This is a genomic window from Mycobacterium sp. NGS68 (assembly GCF_059812195.1).
The window spans coordinates 22,090-46,456 of the sequence record NZ_JCALCE010000025.1; the positions used below are offsets into that span (position 1 = coordinate 22,090).

Below are 24,367 nucleotides of genomic sequence, written 5' to 3' on the forward strand. Positions count from 1 at the left end.
TGGCTATGACCGTGAGCGTTGAGGGCGCCGACGAAGAGCGCGAGAAGCTGTTCCGCTACCTGAAAAAGGTTGCTGTAGAGCTCGACGAGGCCCGCGCGCGGCTGCGGGAATACGAACAGCGCGCGGCCGAACCGGTGGCCATCGTGGGGATCGGCTGCCGCTTCCCCGGCGGCGTGGGCTCCGCCGAGGAGTTGTGGGAGGTCGTCTCCGAGGGCCGCGACCTGGTGACCGACTTCCCGACGGACCGCGGCTGGGACGTCGACGGGCTGTACGACCCGGATCCCGACGCGGAGGGCAAAACCTACACGCGGTCCGGCGGCTTCCTGGACGACGCGACCGGCTTCGACGCGGGGTTCTTCGGCATCGCTCCCAGCGAGGTGCTGGCGATGGACCCGCAGCAGCGGCTGATGCTGGAGGTTTCCTGGGAAGCGTTGGAGCACGCGGGAATTGACCCGCTCTCGTTGCGCGGATCGGCCACCGGGGTGTTCACCGGAATCTTCGCGGCCAGCTACGGCAACCGAGACACCGGCGGGCTGCAGGGCTATGGCCTGACCGGCACGTCGATTAGCGTGGCCTCGGGACGGGTGTCCTACGTGTTGGGACTGGAAGGTCCGGCCGTCTCGGTGGACACGGCGTGCTCCTCGTCGTTGGTGGCGATCCACTGGGCGATGGGGGCGTTGCGGTCCGGCGAGTGCGATCTGGCGCTGGCCGGCGGGGTGACGGTGATGGGCTTGCCGTCGATCTTCGTCGGGTTCAGCCGGCAGCGCGGCCTCGCCGCCGACGGACGCTGCAAGGCGTTTGCCGGCGCCGCCGACGGGACCGGCTGGGGCGAGGGCGCCGGCGTGGTGGTGCTCGAGCGGCTGTCGGATGCGCAGCGGTTGGGGCACACGGTGCTGGCGGTGGTGCGCGGCAGCGCGATCAACCAGGACGGCGCGTCCAACGGGCTGACCGCGCCCAACGGGCAGGCCCAGCAGCGGGTGATCCGGTCGGCGCTGGCCAATGCCGGCCTGACGTCGGCGGACGTGGACGTGGTCGAGGCGCACGGGACGGCCACCACGCTGGGCGACCCGATCGAGGCGGCGGCGCTGCTGGCCACCTACGGCCAGGGCCGGCCGTCGGAGCGGCCGCTGTTCGTGGGTTCGATCAAGTCGAACATGGGCCACACCCAGGCCGCCGCCGGTGTCGCCGGCGTGATCAAGGTGATCGAGGCGATGCGGCACGGCCGGATGCCGGCGTCGCTGCACGTCGACGAGCCGACGCCGCGGGTGGACTGGGAAAGCGGCGCGGTGTCCGTGCTGACCGAGAGCCGGGACTGGCCGGAGCCGGGGCGTCCGCGCCGGGCCGGGGTGTCCTCGTTCGGGATCAGCGGCACCAACGCGCACGTGATCTTGGAAGAAGCCCCCTTGCAAGACTCGACGGCGCAGGCCCCGGCGGCGGCGGGTTTGCCGGTGGTGCCGTGGGTGATCTCGGCGAAGACGGCCGAGGCGCTGGCCGGGCAGGCCGGTCGCCTGCTGGCCCACGTCGAGGCCGCCCCCGAGCTGAATCCCGTCGACGTCGGCTTTTCGCTGGCGGGCCGGTCGGTGTTCGAGCACCGGGCGGTGGTCGTCGGCGCCGACCGGCAGGCACTGCTGACCGGACTGGCCGGGCTGGCCGACGGCGACCCGGGCGCGGGCGCCGTGGTCGGTCAGGTGGGCACGGTGGGCAAGGTCGCCGTAGTGTTCCCCGGTCAGGGCTCGCAGCGCATCGGGATGGGCCGCGAGCTGCACGACACGTTGCCCGTGTTTGCCGAGGCGTTCGACGCGGTGGCCGACGAGCTGGACCGGCATCTGCGAGTGCCGCTGCGCCAGGTGGTTTGGGGAGACGACGCCGAGCTGCTGGACAGCACCGAGTTTGCCCAGCCGGCGCTGTTCGCGATCGAGGTGGCGTTGTTCGCGGTGCTGCGGCAGTGGGGCCTGCAGCCGGACTTCGTGATGGGCCACTCGGTCGGCGAGCTGTCGGCGGCCCACGTGGCCGGCGTGCTGACGCTGGCCGACGCGGCCGCGTTGGTGGTCGCGCGCGGCCGGTTGATGCAGGCGCTGCCCGCGGGCGGCGCGATGTTCGCGGTGGCCGCCTCGGAGGACGAGGTGCTGCCGGCGCTGACGGAGGGCGTCGGGATTGCCGCGATCAATGCGCCCAAGTCCCTAACGATCTCGGGCGCGCAGGACGCGGTCGCCGCGATCGCGGACAAGTTCGCCGCACAGGGCCGGCGCGTACACCGCCTGGCCGTCTCGCATGCGTTCCACTCGCCGTTGATGGAGCCGATGCTCGAGGAGTTCGCCGGGATCGCCGCCGGGATCGAGGCGCGGGCGCCGCAGATCGGGTTGGTGTCGAACGTCACCGGCGAATTGGTAAGCGGCGCGGGCGATTACGGCTCGCCGCGGTATTGGGTGGAGCACATTCGACGCGCGGTGCGGTTCGCCGACAGCGCGCGACAGTTGCAGACGCTCGGGGCGACCCACTTCGTCGAGGTCGGTCCAGGCAGCGGGTTGACGAGCTCCATCGAGCAGTCGCTGGCCCCTGAAGAGGCGGTCGTGGTGTCGACGCTGGGCAAGGACCGCCCCGAGGTCGCGGCGGTGCTCAGCGGGTTCGGTCAGCTGTTCGCCACCGGCGTGCCGGTGGAGTGGCCGGCGGTGTTCGCCGGTTCGGGTGGACGACGGGTTAGCTTGCCCACGTATGCCTTTCAGCGTCGGCGGTTCTGGGAGAACCCGGGTGAGAACGGGTCCGCCGATGCGGCCGGCCTGGGTCTGAACGCGACGGAGCACGCGCTGCTGGGCGCGGTCGTCGAGCGGCCGGATTCCGACGGGGTGGTGCTGACGGGCCGGCTGTCGCTGGCGGACCAGCCGTGGCTGGTCGATCACGCCATCGGCGGTGTCGTGCTGTTCCCCGGCGCGGGCTTCGTGGAGCTGGTTATCCGCGCCGCCGACGAGGCCGGGTGCGCGGTCATCGAGGAACTGGTGCTGGCCGCACCGCTGGTGCTGCACCCGGGCATCGGCGTGCAGGTGCAGGTCGTGGTGGGTCCGCCCGCGGACGAGGGACGCCGGACGGTGTCGGTGTATTCGCGGGCCTTGAGCTCCGAGGCGTCCGACGGGGGATGGCTGCTGAACGCCGAGGGCACGCTCGGGCAGGAAGCGCCGCAAGCCCCGCCGGCGGACCTGTCGGTGTGGCCGCCGGAGGGCGCTGAAAGCGTCGACATCTCCGAGGGCTATGCGCAACTGGCCGAGCGCGGCTACGCGTACGGCCCGGCGTTTCGGGGGTTGGTGGGGATTTGGCGGCGCGAGTCTGAGCTGTTCGCCGAGGTCGTCGCCCCCACCGGCGTCGCCGTCGACGGGCTCGGCATGCACCCGGCGGTGCTGGACTCCGTGCTGCACGCCCTGGGCCTGGCGATCGACACCGGCGAGACCAAGCTGCCGTTCTGCTGGCGCGGGGTATCGCTGCATGCCGGCGGCGCGGGCCGGGTGCGGGCCCGCCTGACGTCGGCGGGCGCGGACGCGATCGCGATCGACGTCGCCGACGCCTCCGGACTGCCGGTGCTGACGGTGGGTGCACTGGTCACCCGGGCGATGAGCGCCGAGCAGCTGCGCGCCGCGGTCGCGGCGGCCGGCGGCACCCCCGAGCAGGGTCCGCTGGAGGTGGCCTGGTCGCCAATATCGTTGGGGCAGAAGAGTGGTGACGATAACGCCGAGTCCAGTGCGGTGAGCTGGGCGGACCACAGCGCCGGCAAAGAGGGCGACGTGGTGGTCTGGGAGTACGGCCGGGCGGGCCAGGCCGGCCAAGAAGGGGAAGACACGGTCGAGTTGGTCTATGCGGCCACGCATGCCGCGCTGGACGTGTTGCAGAGCTGGCTCGGCGGTGACTCGTCGGGCACGTTGGTGGTGCTGACCCACGGCGCCGTCGCGCTGCCCGGCGAGGGCGTTTCCGACCTGGCCGCCGCGGCGGTGTGGGGTCTGGTGCGCTCGGCGCAGGCCGAAAACCCGGGCCGCATCGTGTTGGTCGACGCCGACGCGGCGGTGGACGTGGCGGCGCTGGCCACCGCCGAGGAGACCCAGCTGGTGGTGCGCGGCGGCACCGTGCATTCCGCGCGGCTGGCACCGGCCGCGCCGCTGCTGGCGGTGCCGGCCGGCGAGTCGGCCTGGCGCCTGGTCGCCGGCGGTGGCGGCACGCTGGAGGACCTGGTGTTGGCGCCGTGCCCGGAGGCAACGGCGCCGCTGCAGGCGGGCGAGGTGCGGGTGTCCGTGGCCGCCGTCGGGGTCAACTTCCGCGACGTCGTCGCGGCGTTGGGCATGTATCCGGGCGAGGCCCCGCCGCTCGGCGCGGAAGGCGCCGGTGTGGTGATCGAGACCGGTCCCGAGGTGACCGGCGTGGCCGTCGGCGACAAGGTGATGGGATTCCTCGGCGGGGCGGGGCCGCTGGCCGTGGTGCCCGAGCAGCTGATCGCCCCGATGCCGCAGGGTTGGTCGTTCGCCCAGGCCGCGGCCGTGCCGGTGGTGTTCTTGACCGCGCTGTTCGGGTTGCGGGACCTGGCGCAGATCAAGGCCGGCGAATCGGTGCTGATCCACGCCGGCACCGGCGGGGTGGGCATGGCCGCGGTGCAGCTGGCCCGGCACTGGGGCGTCGAAATCTTCGTCACCGCTAGCCGCGGCAAGTGGGACACCCTGCGTGCCATGGGATTTGACGACGACCACATCGGCGACTCCCGGACGCTGGACTTCGAGTCGAAGTTCCTGGCGGTCACCGATGGCCGCGGCGTCGACGTGGTGCTCGACTCGCTGGCCGGCGACTTCGTGGACGCCTCGCTGCGTTTGCTGGTACGCGGCGGCCGCTTCCTCGAGATGGGCAAGACCGACATCCGCGACGCGCAGAAGATCGCCGCCAACTACCCGGGCGTGTGGTACCGGGCGTTCGACCTGTCCGAGGCCGGACCCGTGCGCATGCACGAGATGCTGTGCGAGGTGAAGGAGCTGTTCGACACCGGCGTGCTGCACCGGCTGCCGGTGACCACCTGGGACGTGCGCTGCGCGACGGCGGCGTTCCGGTTCATCAGCCAGGCCCGCCACATCGGCAAGGTGATCCTGACCCTGCCGTCGGCGCTGTCCGACGGGCTTTCCGACGGCACGGTGTTGATCACCGGCGCCACCGGGGCGGTCGGCGCCGTGCTGGCCCGGCACATGGTCGACGCGTACGGGGTGCGCAATCTGGTGCTGGCCAGCCGCCGCGGTGACCGCGCCGAGGGCGCCGCCGAACTGGCCGCCGAGCTGACGCAGTCCGGCGCCCGGGTGCAGGTGGTGGCCTGCGACGTGGCCGACCGCGACGCCGTGCGCGGGCTGTTTGCCCAACTGGCGCAGGAGTTTCCGCCGGTGCGCGGCGTGATCCATGCCGCCGGCGTGCTCGACGACACGATCATCATGTCGTTGACGCCGGAGCGCGTCGACACGGTGCTGCGGGCCAAGGTGGACGCGGCGTGGAACCTGCACGAGGCCACCCGCGACCTGGACCTGGCGATGTTCGCGCTGTGCTCCTCGATCGCGGCCACGGTGGGCTCGCCGGGGCAGGGTAACTACTCGGCGGCGAACTCGTTCCTGGACGGCCTCGCCGCTTACCGGCAGGCCGCGGGGCTGGCCGGGATCTCGCTGGCGTGGGGCATGTGGGAGCAGCCGGGTGGCATGACCGCGCATCTGAGCAGCCGCGACCTGGCCCGGATGAGCCGCAGCGGGCTCGCCCCGATGAACCCCGCGCAGGCGCTGGACCTGCTCGACGCCGCGCTGACGATCGATCATCCGCTGATGGTGGCGACCCTCCTGGACCGGGGCGCGATCGACAACCTGGCCCGCAGCGGCGGGTTGCCGCCGTTGTTCGCCGGGCTGGCGCGCCGTCCGCGCCGACGCCAGATTGAGGACGCCGGCGATGCCGCGCAGTCGAAGTCGGCGCTGGCCCAACGGTTGTCGGGGCTGAGCCCGGACGAGCAGCGCGAGCTGCTGGTGGGCCTGGTGTGCACGCAGGCCGCGGCGGTGCTGGGGCGGCCGTCACCCGAGGACATCGACGCCGAGGCCGAATTCGGCGACCTGGGCTTCGATTCGCTGACCGCCGTCGAACTGCGCAACCGCCTGAAGACGGCCACCGGGCTGACCTTGCCGCCGACGCTGATCTTCGATCACCCGACGGCCGCGGCCGTCGCCGGCTACGTGGCCCAGCAGCTGCCGGGCGGCAAGCAAGCCGAGTCCACTAACGGAAAGGCGCCGGCCGCCGAACCCGAGGAGGAGAAGGTGGCCGTCCTCTCCTGAGCGGCTTTCTCTCAGCGGCTAACGTCGGGCAGATGCGCGACGCACATCATCGAGGTGGGAATTAATGAATGATCGTAAGTCGACGGTGCGCACCGCCGTCCTGGTGCTGCTGGGTGTGTGCCTGGCGCTGTGGCTGACCGGATGCTCTTCTGCGCCACCAGAATCCAGCGGGAACAGCCCGGCCACGTCCGAGCCGGACTCGCCACTGAAGACCGACATCAGGCAGTCGCTGGACGCGACGAAGGCCCTGAACAGCGTGCACCTGAACATGGCGACGACCGGCCAGGTCGACAGCATGCTCGGCATCACCGGCGCCAACGTCGACATGCGGGCCAAGCCGCTGGCCGCCAAGGGCGACTGCACCTACCAGGGCCAGTCGGGCGTCCCGTTCCGCGTCAAGGACGACAACATCTCGGTGAAGCTGTTTGACGACTGGACCAACCTGGGCAACGTCACCGACCTGTCCGCCACCCGCCTGATCGACCCCATCAACGGTGTGACGAAGTTGCTGGACGGCGTCACCAAGCTGCAGGCGCAGGGCACCGAGGTCATCGACGGCATCAACACGAACAAGATCTCCGGGATCCTGCCGACGGACAGCGTCAAGCAGCTGGACCCGGGCGCACGCAGCCCGCGGCCGGCGACGATCTGGATCGCCAACGACGGCTCGCACCGGCTGGTGCGGGCGACTGTGGACCTCGGCGGCGGGACCGTTCAGGTCACGATGTCCAAGTGGAACGAGCCCGTCACCGTCGACTAGCGCCTGTCTGACACACGGGTTTTGCCGAACTCCGGCAATCGACTTCAATCCGCTGCGCCACCGTGCCTTGAGGGTGAAATAATCGCCAAATATCAACCCTCAGAACACGTTCGGCGTCATCGTTCGAGCGCGAGTTCCGCGATGCGAAGGATGCGGAGGTAGTACGGCTGCGCGTCCGGCGGGAACGCATCGATCGATCGACTCAACTCCTGCGACTTGTGCAGCAACCGTGCCCTGTGCACGTCAGACAACGTGGAGTCGCGTGCCGTCAGGGCCCAGCCCCAGATGTCGGGGCCGATCAGGACCGCGTCGACCTCGCCGTAGTCCTCGCCCTTCTCGACGGAGTCCGGGAACGGGTCCGCCATGTGAAGGCGCATCTCGGCGTCAAGCTCGTTGTCCACGTTTTCAAGACCGCTGCGGCGCAGCCGGCAGCCACACGCGCGCGACTGAGGCCAGCACCAGGGACCCCATCACCAGCACCGTGCCGAGCTGACTGGCGGCGCTGACCGAAACCCCCGAAACCAGTAGCAGCCCCGCACCGAAGACTGCCCCGAGCACCGCGAGCGGCGCCAGTGTCCTGTCGATCAGATACGGCACGCCGCAGGCTGCGAGGACCGCGAACGACACCAGCGGTACCGCGGCCTGCAGCTCGTGCCCGAGCAGCCCCTGCCACAGCGCGCTCGAGATGCCCAGCGCGGCCAGATACGACGCCAACAGCGTCAGGCCGACCACGACGCCGCCGGCCGCGCCGCGCCACAGGGCGATCAGGCCCACCACCGCGAGCAGCATGACGGCCAGCAACACGGCGTCGTGGGCGTCGGCGCCGCGGACGGTGGAGGCCACCTGCGCGGCGCCGGCGACGGTGATCTTGCTGTCGACCAGGCTGCCGTACTTCATTGCCCTGCCCGCGGCGGCCGTAAGTTCCTGCGGGCGCGCCGCGGAGCCCAGGTTCAGGGTGTTCCCGTCGGAGTAGACGAACAGCCGCGTCGTCGTCCCGTCGGGCGAGAACATCGTCTGCCGGACGTGCTGGTAGGTGGGGTCGGCGATCGACTTCCGGGACATGTAGAAGCCGCCCTCGCCGGTGTTGGCGAAGTCGGTGGCGACGCTTTTCAGGAACGTCGACACCTGCACGATCTGCGGGAGCGTGTTCTGGATGGTGGTTTCCAGGTTGGGCACAAAGGTCGACAGCTTGGCCAGCGCCGACTTCATGTCGGCCATCACGCGTGGCGCGGAGTCGAATGCGCCGATGGTCCGATGCGTGACGGCGCCGATGCGGTCCGCGCTGTTGGTCAGCGTCGTCACCTCGGCCACTACCCGGTCGACCTGCGTCATGACCTTGCCGATGGAGGAACACACCACATCGGCGGGACAGTTTTCGACGCTGCCCATCCAGCCGCGCACCGGCTCCATGTAGCGCGACACGTCGCCCGTCACGCTTCTGATCTGCCGCACCGGGGAGAGCAGGGCGTCCATGTTCTGCTGGATCTCGTTCGCCCCCGCCAGCGCGACGCTCATACTCTTGTCCAGCTGGTTGACCGCGCCGTTCATCTGGTCGACGATCTGCCCCAGCGACTTGATCGCATTCACCTGCGGCACGAACGACCCGGCCCCGCGGTCCAGCTGATCGCTGAGCCGGCCCATCGCGGCGGTCAGCGAATTGTCGCTCCACGGAACCCCGCCCGGCCATGCCGCCGACTGCACCTTGCGGACTCCCGGAAGCTCCATCAGGCGGCGGCTGACCTGGTCGATGGCGATCAGCCCGCCCGGATCCCGAAGGTCGTGGTCGGACTCCACGAGCACCACGTCGGGCAGCGGATTACCCGGGTAGACCTGCGCGGCCTTCGTGACCGGCGGGTTCTCGGCGAGTCCCCAGCGCATCCCGACGACGGGCAGCGCGCAGAGCGCGAGCACCACTGCGGTGACGACGACGGGCTTGGACAGGCCCGGGCGCGACAATCCCGGTCGCGACGACGGCCCGGCGGTGTCGGGGCCCGGCACGGCGGGCAGGCCCCTGCCGAGCGCGGGCAACAGTGTCAACGAAGCCGCAAGTGCCACAACGACACCCAGCACGGCCGTGCCCACGCCGTGCAGCGCGGGGGTCCGCGCGAGCAGCAGCGGGCCGGTGAGCAGCGCGGTACACGTCCCGGGCAGCGCCAGCGCGGTCAGCGGGTGGCGGGACCGGCCGAGCAGCACGGTCGATGCGGTGATCATGCCGATCGTCAGGACAGCGGCCAGCGTTGCGGCGAACACCGTGAACGCGGTCGCGCCGAGGTGTCCGACGACCAGTCCGGTCAGCGGCCACGCCACCGCGACGGAGAGCCCGGCCGTCAGCAGCATGATCCCGACGGCCTTCCCCGATCGCCGTGCCCGCAGCAGTAGCAGGGCAGCCATGGCCGCGACGGTGGCCGCGATGGCCGCCCCTTGCCAGGCGCTCAGGTGCAGGGGTTGCTCGTTGGTGGTCGCCGGCACCGTGATGCGGACGCTGACGCCGGCCTCCGGCGGCAGCTTGCGCACCACCGCCCGGGCGGCTTCCAGCGAGTCACGCGCCTGCGTGGACCCGGCCTCGCCCACCAGCCACACCAGCGCGGTTGCGGACCGGCCCTCGCGGCCGGTTCCCATCGGCGCCGTCAGCGGATCCGACCACCAGTCCAGGACGGACCCCACGTGCTTGGTGTCGGCGCGCAGGGCGGTCACGGCGGTGTCGTAGTACTGCTGTTCGTCCGACCCCAACGCGCCGCGGCCCTCCAGCACCAGGTAGGCGACGGCATTGGTGCCGGTGCCCGGGAATGCCTTGGCGGTCCGGCCGGCACTCGGCTGGGCGTGCTGCGTCGGCAGCAGCGCCGAGCCGGTCGGTTTCGCCGGCGCCAGCGCGAAGATCAGGTTCGCGATCACCGCCACCGCAATCCAGGCGATGGCGATCAGGACGGTGACAAGCCGCGATGACCTAGGGTTATCGTCGGCGGGCACACTCGCGATCGTACTGATCGGAGCGTCCGGGGAAGACGTTTTCAAACGGATGTACCAAATTCTGCTAGGGCGGGGTCAGGCTAGACGTCCAGGCGGGCGAACTGATCCTGCCGGTACTGCTCGACGCATGCCCGCCGCCTGACCTTGCCGCTGGTGGTGGTCGGGATCGAACCGGGCGCCACCAGCACCAGGTCGGCGACGCTCAGCCCGTGCGAATTCGACAGCGCCGAGGTGACTTCCCGCTTGATGGCGCCGAGCCGCTCGCGCGCCTCCTCGTCCGTCTCGCCCGGCTTCTTCAGTTCGATGATGGCGACCAGTTTCTCGGTGCTCCGATCGTCAGGGACCGATATTGCCGCGCAACGGCTTCGGGTGATCTCCTGGATGGTCGCCTCGATGTCGTCGGGGGAATGGTTGCGCCCGTAGACAATCAGCAGATCCTTGATCCGGCCGATGATGAACATCTTGCCGTCGGCGGCGAAACCGGAGTCTCCCGTTCGCAGCCAAGGACCTTCGGGTGTGCCCTCCGACGGGTTGGCGATCGTCGCGCCGAACGTGCGCTCGCTCTCCTCGGGCCGCTGCCAATAGCCGGTGGCGACGTTTCCGCCGTGCACCCAGATTTCACCGACCGTGCCGTCCGGGCATTGCGTGCGGGTGTCGGCATCGACGATCCGCACTATGGGTGAGTGCGGCAGCAGGTAGCTGACCAGCGGTGTGCCGGCGCCGGGCGCGCACTTCTCGGCGCGGCCGTCGGCCAGCTTCTCGGAGTCGAATTCGATGAGCTCGGGGGGCTGGGTCGGCTCGCTGTTGGACACGTACACGACCGCCTCGGCGAGCCCGTACGCGGGCCGAATGGCCTTGTCCGCCAGGTTGAACCGGGCGTAGCGGTCGGCGAACCGCTTGATCGTCGCGGGCTGCACCCGCTCGCTGCCGCTGAGGATGGTGTGTACCCGGCCGAGATCCAGCCCGGCCATGTCGTCGTCGGACACTTTGCGGGTCGCCAGGTCGAACGCGAAGTTGGGTGCCGCGCTGAATGCGCTGGTGTTGCGGGCCAGCATCTCGATCCACCGGGCCGGGCGCTGCAGGAAGGACATGGGGCTGGTGAGTACCGCCGGAATTCCCAGCAGGATTGGCGCGCATACCCCCTGCACCAATCCCATGTCGTGATAGAACGGCAACCACGACACGATCGTAAGGTCATGTGGCGCAATGCCTTCCGCATCCGCGAAGAAGCCGCCCATCAGCTGTTCGACGTTGGTCTTGAGGTTCTGATGCGTGAGCATGACGCCGGCCGGCGTGCGGGTGGAGCCCGACGTGTATTGCAGATACGCCAGGGGCGGATGGTTCTCGGCGCCACCGCCACCGGATCCGGTCGGGGCGTCGAGCTCCAGTCGATCCAGCTCGATGATGGCGGGGGCGGATCCGCCGGGCTGCGCCGTAACGTGTTGCACGACATCGCTTATCACCGCCGAAGTGGTGAGGACGGCGACCGGTGTGGCGTCGCGCAGCACCGAGGTCACACGTTCGTCCGCGGCGCCGCCCTGCGGAACCGCGAGGGGAACGGCGACAAAGCCGGCCTGCAGCGCGCCCATGAACGCGTAGATGTACTCCAGGCCCTGCGGGGCCAGTATCACCACGCGGTCACCCGGTGAACCGACGGAACTCAGCTCGCGCGCAACGTTGAGTGTGCGTCGGTACAGCTGCAGCCAGCTCACCTCCAGTGCGACCCCGGCGGCCCAGTCCTGCTCGAAATCGAGAAACGTGAACACCGTGTCGTTGGGCTGCAGACGGGCCGTCGCGCGCAGCACGGAGGGGAGGGAACGCACATTCATGGGCATCACGTTACCGGCCTCATTCGAGGGTTGTCCCCGCCTTCGTGGAATGAACGGGCAGCCGGACGGCGCCCTATAGCCGCCGCCGCGAGGACGTATTGCGCCAGCTCAGCCGTACTTTTCAGGCACTTTTGGGGGCGAAATTCGCGCTTTTGCCGCGGTGCCGGATGGCGGCGTCTAAGCTGCCTGTTGGCGAGATCCGAGTGCACTCGGATTGGGGGCTGTGAAAAAGGCACTGAGGCCTTTCGTTGCCCGATTGAAAAATTCGGTCAAGTCGTCCGATAACACCGGTTGAGCTGAGACGAGGTTAATAGAGCGATGGACACACGTGTCACTCCCGTTGCGGTCATCGGCATGGGCTGCCGGCTACCCGGGGGGATCGACTCTCCCGACAAACTGTGGGAGTCGCTGGTACGCGGCGAGGACCTGGTCACCGAGATCCCCTCGGACCGCTGGGACGCCGACGACTACTACGACCCCGAACCCGGCGTTCCCGGGCGGACGGTGTCGCGCTGGGGTGGCTTCCTCGACGACGTCGCCGGCTTCGACGCGGAGTTCTTCGGCATCAGCGAGCGGGAGGCGACCTCGATCGACCCGCAGCACCGGTTGCTGCTGGAGACCGCGTGGGAGGCGATCGAGCACGCCGGCCTGGACCCTGCGACGCTGGCCGGTTCCGCGACCGCCGTCTACACCGGGCTGACGCACGAGGACTACCTGGTGCTCACCAAGGGCTCGGGCGGCCTGGCCAGCCCGTACGTCGTGACCGGCCTGAACAACAGCGTGGCGTCCGGACGGATCTCCTACGCCCTGGGCCTGCACGGTCCGGCGATGACCTTCGACACCGCCTGCTCGTCGGGCCTCATGGCCGTACACCTGGCCTGCCGCAGCCTGCACGACGGCGAGAGCGACCTCGCCCTGGCCGGTGGCGCCGCGGTGCTGCTGGAGCCCGACGGCAGCGTGGCGACCTCCGCGCAGGGCATGCTCTCGTCGACCGGTCGCTGCCATTCCTTCGACGCCGACGCCGACGGGTTCGTGCGTTCCGAAGGTGTGGCGCTGGTGCTGCTCAAGCGGCTGCCGGACGCCCTGCGCGACGGCAACCGGATCCTCGCCGTCATCCGCGGCACGGCCACCAACCAGGACGGTCGCACCGAGACGCTGACCATGCCGTCGGAGGACGCGCAGGTCGCCGTCTACCGTGCGGCGCTTCAGGCGGCCGGTGTGGGGCCCGAGACGATCGGCGCCGTCGAGGCGCACGGCACCGGCACCCCGGTCGGCGACCCGATCGAATACCGCAGCCTGACGCGGGTGTACGGGGCGGGCAGCCCCTGCGCGCTCGGCTCGGCGAAGAGCAACATGGGCCACAGCGAGTCCGCCGCCGGCGCGGTGGGGCTGATCAAGGCGATCATGTCGATGCGGCACGGGCTGGTGCCGCCGTTGCTGCACTTCAACCGGCTGCCCGAAGAACTTGCCGACATCGAGACGGAACTCTTTGTTCCGCAAGAGGTTACGCAGTGGCCTAATGGCAGCGACGCGCCGCGGCGGGTCGCGGTGTCCTCGTTCGGTATGTCCGGAACCAACGTGCACGCGATTCTGGAGATGCCGCCGGCGGGTACCGACGCGCAAGCTCCCGCGAGCGCCGGCCCGCTGCTGTTCACGTTGTCGTCCACCTCCACCGACGGGCTGCGCACGACCGCGCAGCGGCTGGCCGACTGGGTCCAGGCGCGCGCCGACTCGATCGACCTCCCGGACCTCGCCTATACGCTGGCGCGGCGGCGCTCCCACCGGACTGTGCGCACCGCGGTGGTGGCCGCGACGGCGGCCGAGCTGATCGAGGGTCTGCGGGCGGTCGCGGACGGCGAATTGCCGTACGACGCCGCGGTGGGCCAGGGTGACCGCGGACCGGTCTGGGTCTTTTCGGGACAGGGTTCGCAGTGGGCCGCGATGGGCGCGGACCTGCTCAAGAACGAGCCGGAGTTCGCCGCCACCATCGCCGCGCTGGAGCCGGTGATCGCCGCCGAATCGGGCTTTTCGGTGACCGAGGCCATGACGGCGCCGGAGACCGTGACCGGCATCGACAAGGTGCAGCCGACCATCTTCGCGATGCAGGTCGCGCTGGCGGCGACCATGGAGAAGACCTACGGGGTGCGCCCGGGCGCGGTCGTGGGGCACTCGCTGGGTGAGTCGGCGGCGGCCGTCGTCGCCGGGGCACTGTCGCTGGAAGACGGCGCGCGCGTCATCTGCCGCCGCTCCAAGCTGATGCTGCGGATCTCCGGTTCCGGCGCCATGGCATCGGTGGAACTGCCTGCCAAGCAGGTGAATTCGGAACTGCGGTCGCGCGGAATCGAAGACGTGGCGGTGGCGGTGGTGGCCTCGCCGGAGTCGACGGTGATCGGCGGCGCGACCGAGACCGTGCGCGATCTCGTCGCACGCTGGGAGCAGCGCGAGGTGATGGCGCGCGAGGTGGCCGTCGACGTGGCGTCGCACTCGCCGCAGGTCGACCCGATCCTCGACGACTTGGCCGCGGCCCTCGCCGATCTCGAGCCGATGGCGCCCAAGGTCCCGTACTACTCGGCGACGCTGTTCGACCCGCGCGAGCGCCCCGTCTGCGACGGCAGCTACTGGGTGGACAACCTGCGGCACACCGTGCAGTTCTCGGCGGCGGTGCAAGCCGCGCTGGAGGACGGCTTCCGCGTCTTCGCCGAGCTGTCGCCGCACCCGTTGCTGACCCGCGCCGTCGAGCAGACGGCCCGCAGCCTGGACATGACGGTGGCCGCAATCGCCGGCATGCGCCGCGAGCAGCCGCTGCCATACGGGCTGCGCGGCCTGCTCACCGACGTGCACAGTGCCGGTGCGGCGGTGGACTTTTCGCTGCTGTATCCCACCGGACGACTGGTGGACGCGCCGCTGCCGGCGTGGACGCACCCCCGCCTGTTCATCGACGGCGAGGGGCAGGACCAGAAGGCGCAGGGTGCCACCACCATCGCCGTGCACCCGCTGCTGGGCGCGCACGTGCGGCTGATCGAGGAGCCGGAGCGCCACGTCTGGCAGACCGACGTCGGCACCGACGCGCTGCCGTGGCTGGGCGATCACCAGGTGCACAACGTCGCCGCCCTGCCCGGCGCCGCCTACTGTGAGATGGCGCTGTCGGCGGCCGCGGAGGTCTTCGGCGCGGCATCCGAGGTGCGCGACGTCGTCTTCGAGCAGATGCTGCTGCTCGACGAGCAGACCCCGATCGACGCCGTCGCGTCCGTGGATGCACCCGGCGTCGTCAACTTCGCGGTGGCGTCCAACCAGGACGGCGAGAACGCGCAGCACGCGACCGCGACGCTGCACGAGGCCGAAAGCGACTCGGCGCCACGCGCATACGACATCGCCGCCCTGCTCGCGGCGCATCCGGTCAGCGTGGACGGGGCCGGGATGCGGGAATCGTTCTCCGAGCGCGGCGTGCAGCTGGGCCCGGCCTTCGCCGGCCTGGCCACCGCGCGCACCACGGAGACCGGCGCCGGCACGGTGCTGGCCGAGGTCGCGCTGCCCGCGTCGATCCGGTTCCAGCAGGGTGCCTACAGCGTCCACCCGGCGCTGCTGGACGCCTGCTTCCAGTCGGTGGGTGCCGGCGTTCCCGCTGACGCCGGTGGCGGCCTGCTGTTGCCGCTGGGCGTGCGCCAGCTACGTTCCTACGGACCGGCCCGCAACGCCCGCTACTGCTACACGCGGCTGACGAAGATCGAGGGCACCGGCGGCGAGGCCGACCTCGACCTGCTGGACGAGAACGGGGCCGTTCTGCTGGCCGTGCGCGGGTTGCACATGGGCACCGGAACCGCCGAAGGTGGTGAGCTGGACAAGCTGCTCAGCGAACGCCTGCTGACCCTGGAATGGCAGCAGCGGCCGCTGCCCGAGGTGTCCGAGGACGCCGGGTCGTGGCTGCTGATCGACACCTCCGATGGCGCGGACCTGCTGACCTCGACGCTGACGGACGCGCTGAAATCTCAAGGCGCGGAATGCGCCACCCTGCCGCTGCCGCGGGAAGCCGATCTCGAACCGTTGGTCAGCCAGCTGCGTAACAGGACCTTCGCCGGTGTGGTGATCCTCTGCGGACCGCGCGTTGGTGATCCGGACGAGCAAAGCCTGGTGTCGGGCCGCGAGCAGGTCCGCCATCTGGTGCGGATCACCCGTGAACTGGCCGAGCTGGAAGGCGAGCTGCCCAGGCTGTTCGTCGTCACGCGGCAGGCACAGCTGGTGCGTCCGGAGGACGAGGCGAACCTGGAGCAGGCCGGGCTGCGTGGCCTGCTGCGCGTGATCGGCAGCGAACACCCGCTGCTGCGCACCACCCAGGTCGACGTCGACGAGCACACCGAAGTCGAGCAGCTGACCCAGCAGCTGCTGTGCGGCTCGGAGGAGGACGAGACCGCGTGGCGTAACGGCGAGTGGTACGTGGCGCGCCTGTGCCCCAGCCCGCTGGGCCACGAGGAGCGTCGCACCGCGGTGCTGGACCCCGAGCACGACGGCCTGCGGCTGGCCATCCGCAATCCGGGTGACCTGCAGTCGCTGGAACTCGTTGCGGCCGATCGCGTTCCGCCCGGGCCCGGGCAGATCGAGGTCGCCATCAGCATGTCCACGATCAACTTCGCCGACGTCCTCATCGCGTTCGGCAAGTTCCCCATCATCGACGACCGCAAGCCGCAGCTCGGCATGGACTTCGTGGGTGTGGTGACCGCGGTCGGTGAGGGTGTCGAGGGCCACCAGGTGGGCGACCGCGTCGGCGGCTTCTCCGAGGGCGGCTGCTGGCGAACGTTCTTGACGTGCGATGCCAACCTGGCCATCACGCTGCCGTCGGCGCTGACCGACGAGCAGGCGATCTCGTCTGCCACCGCGCATGCCACGGCCTGGTACGGGCTGAACGACCTGGCCGGGATCAAGGCCGGTGACAAGGTGCTGATCCACTCCGCGACCGGCGGTGTGGGGCAGGCGGCCATCTCGATCGCACGCGCGGCGGGAGCGGAGATCTTCGCGACGGCCGGCAACCCGGCCAAGCGGCAGATGCTGCGCGACATGGGGATTGAGCATGTCTACGACTCGCGCAGCGTCGAGTTCGGCGAACAGATCCGCGCCGACACCGACGGCTACGGCGTGGACATCGTGTTGAACTCGCTGACCGGCGCCGCCCAGCGCACCGGCCTGGAACTGCTGGCCTTCGGCGGCAAGTTCGTCGAGATCGGCAAGGCCGACGTGTACGGCAACACCCGGCTGGGGCTGTACCCGTTCCGGCGCGGCCTGACGTTCTACTACGTGGACCTCGCGCTGATGACCGTCATCCAGCCCGAGCGGATCCGCGAGTTGCTGTCCACGGTGTTCAAGCTGGCCGCCGAGGGCGTGCTGACCGCGCCGCAGTGCACGCATTACCCGCTGACCGACGCCGCCAACGCCATTCGGGCGATGAGCAACGCCGAGCACACCGGCAAGCTCGTGCTCGACATACCGCGCAGCGGCGGTCGCAGCGTGGCGGTGCCGCCGGAGCAGGCGCCGGTGTTCCGCTCCGACGGTGCCTACATCATCACCGGTGGCCTGGGTGGCCTGGGCCTGTTCTTCGCCGAGAAGATGGCGGCGGCCGGTTGCGGCCGGATCGTGCTGACCGCCCGCTCACAGCCCAACCCGAGGGCCCGGCAGGCCATCGATCGGCTGCGCAAGGCCGGCACCGACGTCGTGGTGGAGTGCGGCAACATCGCCGACGCCGAGACCGGGGACCGGTTGGTGAGCGCAGCGACCGCCACCGGGTTGCCGCTGCGCGGCGTGCTGCACTCCGCGGCCGTCGTCGAGGACGCGACGCTGACCAACATCACCGACGAGCTGATCGACCGCGACTGGTCGCCCAAGGTGTTCGGATCGTGGAACCTGCACCGGGCCACGGCCGGCCAGCCGCTGGACTGGCTGTGCCTGTTCTCCTCGGGCGCGGCGCTGCTGGGCTCGCCCGGGCAGGGCGCCTACGCCGCGGCCAACAGCTGGGTGGACGCGTTTGCCCAGTGGCGGCGCGCTCAGGGTCTGCCCGTCACCGCGATCGCGTGGGGCGCGTGGGGCGAGGTCGGCCGCGCGACGTTCCTGGCCGAGGGTGGCGAGATCATGATCGACCCCGACGAAGGTGCGTACGCCTTCGAGACGCTGCTGCGCCACGACCGCACCTACACGGGGTACATCCCGATCCTCGGGGCGCCCTGGCTGGCCGACCTGGTCCGTCGCAGCCCGTGGGGCGAGATGTTCGCATCGACGGGGCAAAGCACCAGGGGCCCAAGCAAATTCCGCACCGAGCTGACTGCCTTGCCGCAAGACGAGTGGCCCGCCCGGTTGCGGCGCCTGATCGCCGAGCAGGCCGGCGTGATTCTGCGCCGCACCGTCGACGCCGACCGGCCGTTCGTCGAGTACGGCCTGGACTCGCTGGGCATGCTCGAGATGCGTACCCACATCGAGACCGAGACCGGGATCCGCTTGTCGCCCAAGATCATCGCGAGCCACAACACCGCCCGCGCCCTGGCGCAGCACCTGTCGGACACGCTGGTCGAGGAGGCGGCGGGCGCTCCGGCCTGAGTGCTCGCGGGTTGTCGGCCTGGGCGGGCACCCTGCGGGGCGGGATTAGGTCGGCCTGCCCCGAGCGCCCGGTGGCCATTACGGTCCCCGGAGGGATCTGGGAGTCGAGTCTGTGTGGTGGCCTGGAGCCTGCGTCCTGAACGGTGGAATCGGTCGCCGTGAGCGCACTCTCGGCGAGTGTGCGCGGCGGGGTCGTTCAGTCCACCTCTCAGCGAAAAATCTTGTGCCGCACAAGGGTTGTCGCTGATAGGTGGACAGAATCATAGGGCAACTTTCCTGCGACCTGTCTTGGGTTTTCCCGATGTGGATCGCATAGCCGTAACTTGTCGTACCCCGCTGCTTTGATGGGGTTATGTCGTCGTTTCCGCCCATGCCTCTTGCGCCTGTGCCGGCGAACAGGCCGATGGATCGTTTGGAGGTGTTGTTCGAGGAGCTCGCGGAGTTGGCGGGTCAGCGTAACGCGATTGACGCCCAGATTGTGGCGCGGGTGGCTGAGATTGAGCGTGACGGGTTGTGCGGGCTGACCGGGGCGCGGTCGGTGAAGGCGTTGGTGGCCTGGCGGCTGGGTTTGTCGTCGTCGACGGCGGCCACGGTGACCACGGTCGCGGGCCGGATCGGGGAGTTCCCGTTGTGTGCCGAGGCGATGGCGGCGGGCCGGTTGTCGCTGGATCAGGTGGGGGTGATCGCCGCCGGGGCGGGTGCGGGTTCCGATGAGCATTATGCGGAGCTGGCGGCGGTGGCCACGGTCAACCAGTTGCGCACCGCGGTCAAGCTGGAGCCCCGCCCCGAGCCGGAACCGCGCCCGGCGCCGGAGGCCTCGTTCCGCAAGACCGGCACCGAGGCGGGCAGTTGTTACCGGATCACGTTGGGCCGGTTGGAGGCGGCGAGGTTTGATGCCGCGCTGGCCTCGCATCGGGATGCGCTGATCGCGCAGTGGACACGCGACCACGCTGAGAGTAGCGAGGAGCAGCGGCCCCCGATCCCGTCCACAGTGGATGCGTTTCTGCGGTTGGTGGAGGCCGGCTGGGACGCCGATGCCGCCCGGCGCCCGCACAGCGCGCACACCACGGTGGTGGTGCACCTCGACGTCGCCGCCCGTGCCGCCGCCCTGCACTTGGGGCCGCTGCTGACCGACGCCGAACGGCAGTACCTGACTTGTGATGCCACCTTTGAGGCGTGGTTTGAACGCGACGGGGTGCCGATCGGGGCGGGTCGGGAGACCCGCCAGATCAGCCGCCGGCTGCGCCGCGCCCTCGAGCACCGCCATCCCACGTGTGCGGTGCCCGGCTGTGGGGCCACCCGCGGCCTGCACGCCCACCACCTCACCCACTGGGAGGACGGCGGGCCGACGGAGTTGACCAATCTGGTGCTGCTGTGCCCGTATCACCACCGGCTGCATCACCGCGGCGGCATCACGATCTCCGGGACCGCCGAGGATCTGAGCGTCACCGACAGCGACGGCCGCACCCTGGACAACCGGTCGCTGGCCCGACCACCCAACACACCCCCACCCGATGTCCCACCCTGGAACGGCCCGCTGGGCGAACGCGCCGACTGGTGGTGGTACACACCCTACGAACCCAAAAAGACCGGGACATAGCGTATCTCGATCGCGCGATCCGCAAGGCGCTAGCCTAAGCGCATGTATAGCGCGCTTTCCAATTCCGCGTCCCCGGCCTGGTGGATTGTTGCGGCGCTTTTCGTCGTCGGTTGGTGTGTGCTGGCCATCATCGCGCGCCGTCGGGGGCAGAGGTTGAAACGGCTCAACCAGTGGAATCCCGGCGACCGTGACCGCCACTCTCGTCGGGACGGGGGAAGCGGCTGTGGCGGAGGAGGTTGTGGTGATGGGGGCGGCGGCGGAGGTAGCCACTAGCTCCGGCGAGTGCAACGCCGCGAGGAAACCTCGCGAGGAGCTGTCGCGCATAGGCGGACAAACGGGCAGCCCAGTTAGCTCACTCCATGTCCCACGCGTAGTCCGACGGAATGGTGCACAGCAGCGAACGTATCGCCTCGAGCACCTTTTCCGCCGGGATGTGGCCATGGTGCTCGATGACCATTCGCCCGTCCTGGATCCCGCAGCCGTAGAAGTCCAGCGGCACGGTGATGGAACAGTAGAACTGGCCTTGGAATTCGCCGAGTTGCATGCCCTCGGGCGTCGGGATGTGAAACGCGCTGACGTCGGTGCAGAACACCAGCGGCGGCAACCCGGGCGGCGTCCCCTCGAAGGCCACGCCGAAGTTCAGCGCCGACTGCTGGATCAGGCCGTTGGTCAGGTCGGCGCGGAAGGTCGCACCGATATCGGTGGCCAACTCGACGATGTCGGTGTCCGGTCCGATCTCGGCGAGGTAGGTCGCCACCCCGACCAGGTTGGTGCTCTCGGTGGGGCGCACCGGCGGGTTGAGGAAATACCGCAGGTCGACGGGATAGGCGTAGGGGATCGGCACATGCGGGGTCTCCCGAAACTGCCACTCGGTCATCAGGATTGCGCCGGCCACCACGGTGTTGACGCTGACCCGATTGTCCTGGCAGAACTGCACCAGGTCGGCCGTTTCCTCCTCGGTGAGCCGTACTCGGGTCACCGGAACACCCTGGGGCGAACCGGGATTCGCGATCAGGGTCGGCTTCACAGAAGGGGGCAGGTCATAGGCGAACATCACCGGCATGAACCGCTCGACGCCGGTCACGCCCATCCGCTTGATGCCTCGGCTCTCCAGCACGACCTCCAGCGGCGCGGGCGCGGGCTCCGGGTTGATCGGGCCGGGGTCGCCGTTGGTGACGACTTCGGTGTAGCGGGTGAACATCTCCTCCAGCAGGCCCGCGCCGTGGTGGCCGTCGGCGATGCTGTGGTGCAGGAAGACGGTCAGGTGGGAGACGCCCTCGCCGAGCGTCAGCCGCATATTCAACAGCGACGCACTCTGATCGAGCTTGATCGCGGCGGCCCCGTTGGCGCCGGCCCTATTGTCGACGACCTGGATTCCGGAGTGCAGCAGGTCGTCGGCGACGAGGTGAAAGCCGCCGTCGGCGGCCGGCTCCAGATGACTGGCCAGCACCGGGTGCGCCTCAACCAGGGCGTCGAAGGCCTCGCACAGGGCGTCGACGTCGACGACGCCGCGCAGTTCGATGGTCATCGAGGTGAAGACCTCGTACTGCGCGAAGACTTCCTCGCTGTGTGACAGCTTTCGGATCGTGGATCCGGGAAACACTTGGAGACTCCCGCCTTTTCGAGATCAGTGCGTGCAGGCCCGCCGGTAGCCGAGGGCCAGGGGGACGGCCGACGTGACGCAGATGAACACGGCCCATCCCACGGTCGCCAGGTACGGCATCAGTACCGGCCCGCCCGTGGACAATCCGCGCATCGCCGCGACGGCGTAGCTCACGGGCTGATACTGCACCACCGGCTGAATCCAGGTGGGGTACTGGTCCAGCGGCAGCAGCCCGGTGGAGAAGAAGATGAGCATCGCCTGTCCGACCTCGACGGCCTCGACCACCAGCACCTGCCCGATGTGCAGGGCCACGGTGGTGACGCTGATGGCGAAGGCGACGCCCAGTATCACCGGAACGCTGAGCCACATCAGGGCCGCGACGAAGCCCTGTCGGAACCGGAAGCCCAGCACGACGCCCGCGCCCAGCATCACGAGGGTGCTGAAAAAGATCCTGACCGCGTCCGCGAGGACCCGGGCCAGCAGGCCCGACGCCCGGTGCACCGGCATCACCCACAGCCGCGACAGCAGCCCGCTGGTGCGCTCGCGCATCAGGTCGATCGCCACGAACGTCGAGCCGGTGATCGAAGCGCCAAGCGCGATCAGCGGCACGATGCTGTACATCGCGTTGTCGTGGGTCATCGCGTAGATCAGGCTGCCGAGGACGATCTTGAGCACCAGCAGGAACAGGATCGGAAAGATCAGGGCCTCGATGACGGTGACGAAGTCACGCGCCCATCGCGTCAGGATCCGCCTGGTCTGCAACAGGGTTGACGAAACGAGCACCCGCATCGAATTCTCCGGGTACTGCGCGGCCGCGGGCGCCAGCCCGACTTCTGCAACGGTCGTTTGGGTAGCCATGGGATCAGGACCGCCTGGACAAGACGTAGTAGGAGGTGGGAATCAGGATCACCACGACGGCGGCCATCCATGCCAGCGTCGGCATCATCACGGGCCACGACACCGGCGTGACCCGTTTGATGGTGTCCCCGGCCAGCGCGCGCAGCGCGATCACAAACTGGGAGATGGGCTGGTTGCGGACGAACGGGTGGACCCACAGCGGAAACAGCCGCAGCGGCATCAGGCCGACCGACAGCAGCCCGAAGGTCAGAATCGGCAGGGTCAGCAACGGCAGCATCGCGTCGGGGTTCTTGGTGGCGGTGCCCAGCAGGTCCGCGGCGAAGGACAGCACCGCCCCGATCACGAGCACCAGCAGGCAGAAACCGACGATGTAGATCGCTCCCCGGTGAAACCGGAACCCGATCACGTAACCGCAGATCAGCGAAGACACCAGGCCGATCGAGCAGCGGTACACGCTGGCCGAGACGCGGGCGAACACCGGCGTCAACTGGGGCATCGGCATGGACCTGAACCGCCGGTTGACGCCCTGTTGCGAATCGATCGCCGCCCGGAACGCCGACGAGATGGCGGCGAACGCGACGGCCTGCAGGATGACCAGCGGCGTGATGTACTGCCCGATATTGCTGGCGACGCCCGAGCTGCCGCCGCCCACGAAACGGTTCCAGGCGATGGAGAACGGGATGTAGATGCCCGCCGTGAAGGCCACCGACGCGCCGATCGCGGTGATCAGTTCGCCGTTGCGCAGCGTCGGCAGGATGAACCGGGTGGTGAGCACCCACCATTGCCTGATCGCCGACGGGCGGGGTTTCTTCAGGGTCGGGTCGAAGCCCAGGGTTACGGTCGGAACACTCATCACACCGCCCCGGAAGCCACATGGCTCAACGCGTGCGCCTCGCTGGGATCCGCTGTCAGGGACAGGAATACGTCATCCAGCGACGGCCGGCGCAGCGCGATGTCGGCGAGCTCGATCCGCGCCTCGTCGATCCGTTGCGCGGCCTCGATGAGGGTCCTCGTCCCGTCGGGCGCGGGCATCGCGATCCGGTCCGATTCGGCGGTCAGCATGGCCCGGGTCTGGTCCGGCAGCAGCGAGCCGAGCGCTACGACGATGGCGTCCAGATCCTGCACATTGCGCGGCACGATCTCGCAGAACGTGTCGCCGGCGCGGTGCTTGAGCTCGTTCGCGGTGCCCTCCGCGATGATCTTTCCGTGATCGATCAGGATGATCCGGTCGCTGAGGGCGTCGGCCTCCTCGAGGTACTGCGTGGTCAGCAGCGTGGCGATGCCCAGCTTCTTGAAGCTGCCCACCAGATCCCAAATGGCTTGCCGGCTGCGGGGATCCAGGCCCGTCGTGGGCTCGTCCAGGAACGCCACCTGCGGCTGGACCACCAGGCCGCACGCGATGTCGATCCGGCGCCGCATGCCGCCGGAGTACGTGCTCACCCGCCGCTTGCCGGCGTGCACCAGGTCGAATTGCTGCAGCAGTTCGTCCGCCCGCTTGCGGGCGTCGGACTTGTCCAGCCCGTACAGGCGGCCGAACATCACCAGGTTCTGCTCGCCGGACAGCATGTCGTCGACGGCCACCTGCTGGCCGGTGACCATGATCGAGCGGCGCACGCCGGCCGCCTGGGACACCACGTCGTAGCCGGCGACGGTCGCTTTGCCGCTGTCCGGCCGGGTCAGCGTCGACAGGATGTCCACCATCGTCGTCTTGCCGGCCCCGTTGGGCCCGAGCAGGCCGATCACCTCGCCGCGCCCGACGTCGAAGCTCACGTCGTCGAGGGCCAGCACCTTGCCGCCGTACGCCTTGCGGATCCCGCGTACGCGCACCGCCATGTCGTCGTTAGTCATCAGTTCCCC

11 protein-coding genes are annotated in these 24,367 nt (G+C 69.6%); 4 read left to right on the plus strand and 7 right to left on the minus strand.

Features of this window, described 5'->3' with window-relative positions; all coding sequences use genetic code 11:
- Positions 1 to 5: 5 nt before the first annotated feature.
- Together AC5Y5V_RS23145 and AC5Y5V_RS23150 are read left to right on the plus strand one after the other, a co-directional pair.
- Complete coding sequence (locus AC5Y5V_RS23145) at positions 6 to 6,317, plus strand: type I polyketide synthase (protein WP_499940255.1); 6,312 nt, start codon at positions 6 to 8, stop codon at positions 6,315 to 6,317.
- Between the two features lie 64 nt (positions 6,318 to 6,381).
- Positions 6,382 to 7,077 carry an LppX_LprAFG lipoprotein gene (locus tag AC5Y5V_RS23150; RefSeq protein ID WP_499940256.1) on the plus strand — a complete coding sequence of 232 codons (696 nt, stop codon included), beginning with the start codon at positions 6,382 to 6,384 and terminating at the stop codon, positions 7,075 to 7,077.
- Positions 7,078 to 7,193: 116 nt separating this feature from the next.
- Here AC5Y5V_RS23150 and AC5Y5V_RS23155 read toward each other — a convergent pair whose 3' ends face one another.
- The 3 genes from AC5Y5V_RS23155 to AC5Y5V_RS23165 form a co-directional block, all read right to left on the minus strand.
- The gene (locus tag AC5Y5V_RS23155; RefSeq protein ID WP_499940257.1) at positions 7,194 to 7,478 is read right to left on the minus strand and encodes a hypothetical protein; all 285 of its coding nucleotides are present in this window, start codon (positions 7,476 to 7,478) and stop codon (positions 7,194 to 7,196) included.
- 4 nt (positions 7,479 to 7,482) lie between these two features.
- Positions 7,483 to 10,044 carry an MMPL family transporter gene (locus AC5Y5V_RS23160; protein ID WP_499940258.1) on the minus strand — a complete coding sequence of 854 codons (2,562 nt, stop codon included), beginning with the start codon at positions 10,042 to 10,044 and terminating at the stop codon, positions 7,483 to 7,485.
- A gap of 80 nt (positions 10,045 to 10,124) precedes the next feature.
- Positions 10,125 to 11,873 carry an AMP-binding protein gene (locus AC5Y5V_RS23165; protein WP_499940259.1) on the minus strand — a complete coding sequence of 583 codons (1,749 nt, stop codon included), beginning with the start codon at positions 11,871 to 11,873 and terminating at the stop codon, positions 10,125 to 10,127.
- A gap of 318 nt (positions 11,874 to 12,191) precedes the next feature.
- Here AC5Y5V_RS23165 and pks2 point away from each other — a divergent pair, with 318 nt between their 5' ends.
- Together pks2 and AC5Y5V_RS23175 are read left to right on the plus strand one after the other, a co-directional pair.
- Complete coding sequence (gene pks2, locus AC5Y5V_RS23170) at positions 12,192 to 18,449, plus strand: sulfolipid-1 biosynthesis phthioceranic/hydroxyphthioceranic acid synthase (protein WP_499940260.1); 6,258 nt, start codon at positions 12,192 to 12,194, stop codon at positions 18,447 to 18,449.
- A gap of 403 nt (positions 18,450 to 18,852) precedes the next feature.
- Positions 18,853 to 20,049, plus strand: coding sequence for an HNH endonuclease signature motif containing protein (locus AC5Y5V_RS23175; protein ID WP_499940261.1), 1,197 nt, complete (start codon positions 18,853 to 18,855; stop codon positions 20,047 to 20,049).
- 352 nt (positions 20,050 to 20,401) lie between these two features.
- On the opposite strand, the gene AC5Y5V_RS23180 is transcribed toward AC5Y5V_RS23175, so the two are convergent.
- The 4 genes from AC5Y5V_RS23180 to AC5Y5V_RS23195 are packed head-to-tail and all read right to left on the minus strand — an operon-like array spanning position 20,402 to position 24,358.
- The gene (locus AC5Y5V_RS23180) at positions 20,402 to 21,652 is read right to left on the minus strand and encodes a phthiocerol/phthiodiolone dimycocerosyl transferase (protein ID WP_499940262.1); all 1,251 of its coding nucleotides are present in this window, start codon (positions 21,650 to 21,652) and stop codon (positions 20,402 to 20,404) included.
- A 24-nt stretch (positions 21,653 to 21,676) separates the two neighbouring features.
- Positions 21,677 to 22,510: an ABC transporter permease gene (locus AC5Y5V_RS23185; RefSeq protein WP_499940263.1), complete on the minus strand. Its 834-nt coding sequence runs from the start codon at positions 22,508 to 22,510 to the stop codon at positions 21,677 to 21,679.
- Between the two features lie 4 nt (positions 22,511 to 22,514).
- Positions 22,515 to 23,363, minus strand: a complete 849-nt coding sequence (locus AC5Y5V_RS23190) for an ABC transporter permease (RefSeq protein WP_499940264.1) — start codon at positions 23,361 to 23,363, stop codon at positions 22,515 to 22,517.
- Positions 23,363 to 24,358: an ATP-binding cassette domain-containing protein gene (locus tag AC5Y5V_RS23195; RefSeq protein WP_499940265.1), complete on the minus strand. Its 996-nt coding sequence runs from the start codon at positions 24,356 to 24,358 to the stop codon at positions 23,363 to 23,365. Before AC5Y5V_RS23195 ends, AC5Y5V_RS23190 begins: the two co-directional genes overlap by 1 nt.
- Positions 24,359 to 24,367: the final 9 nt, after the last annotated feature.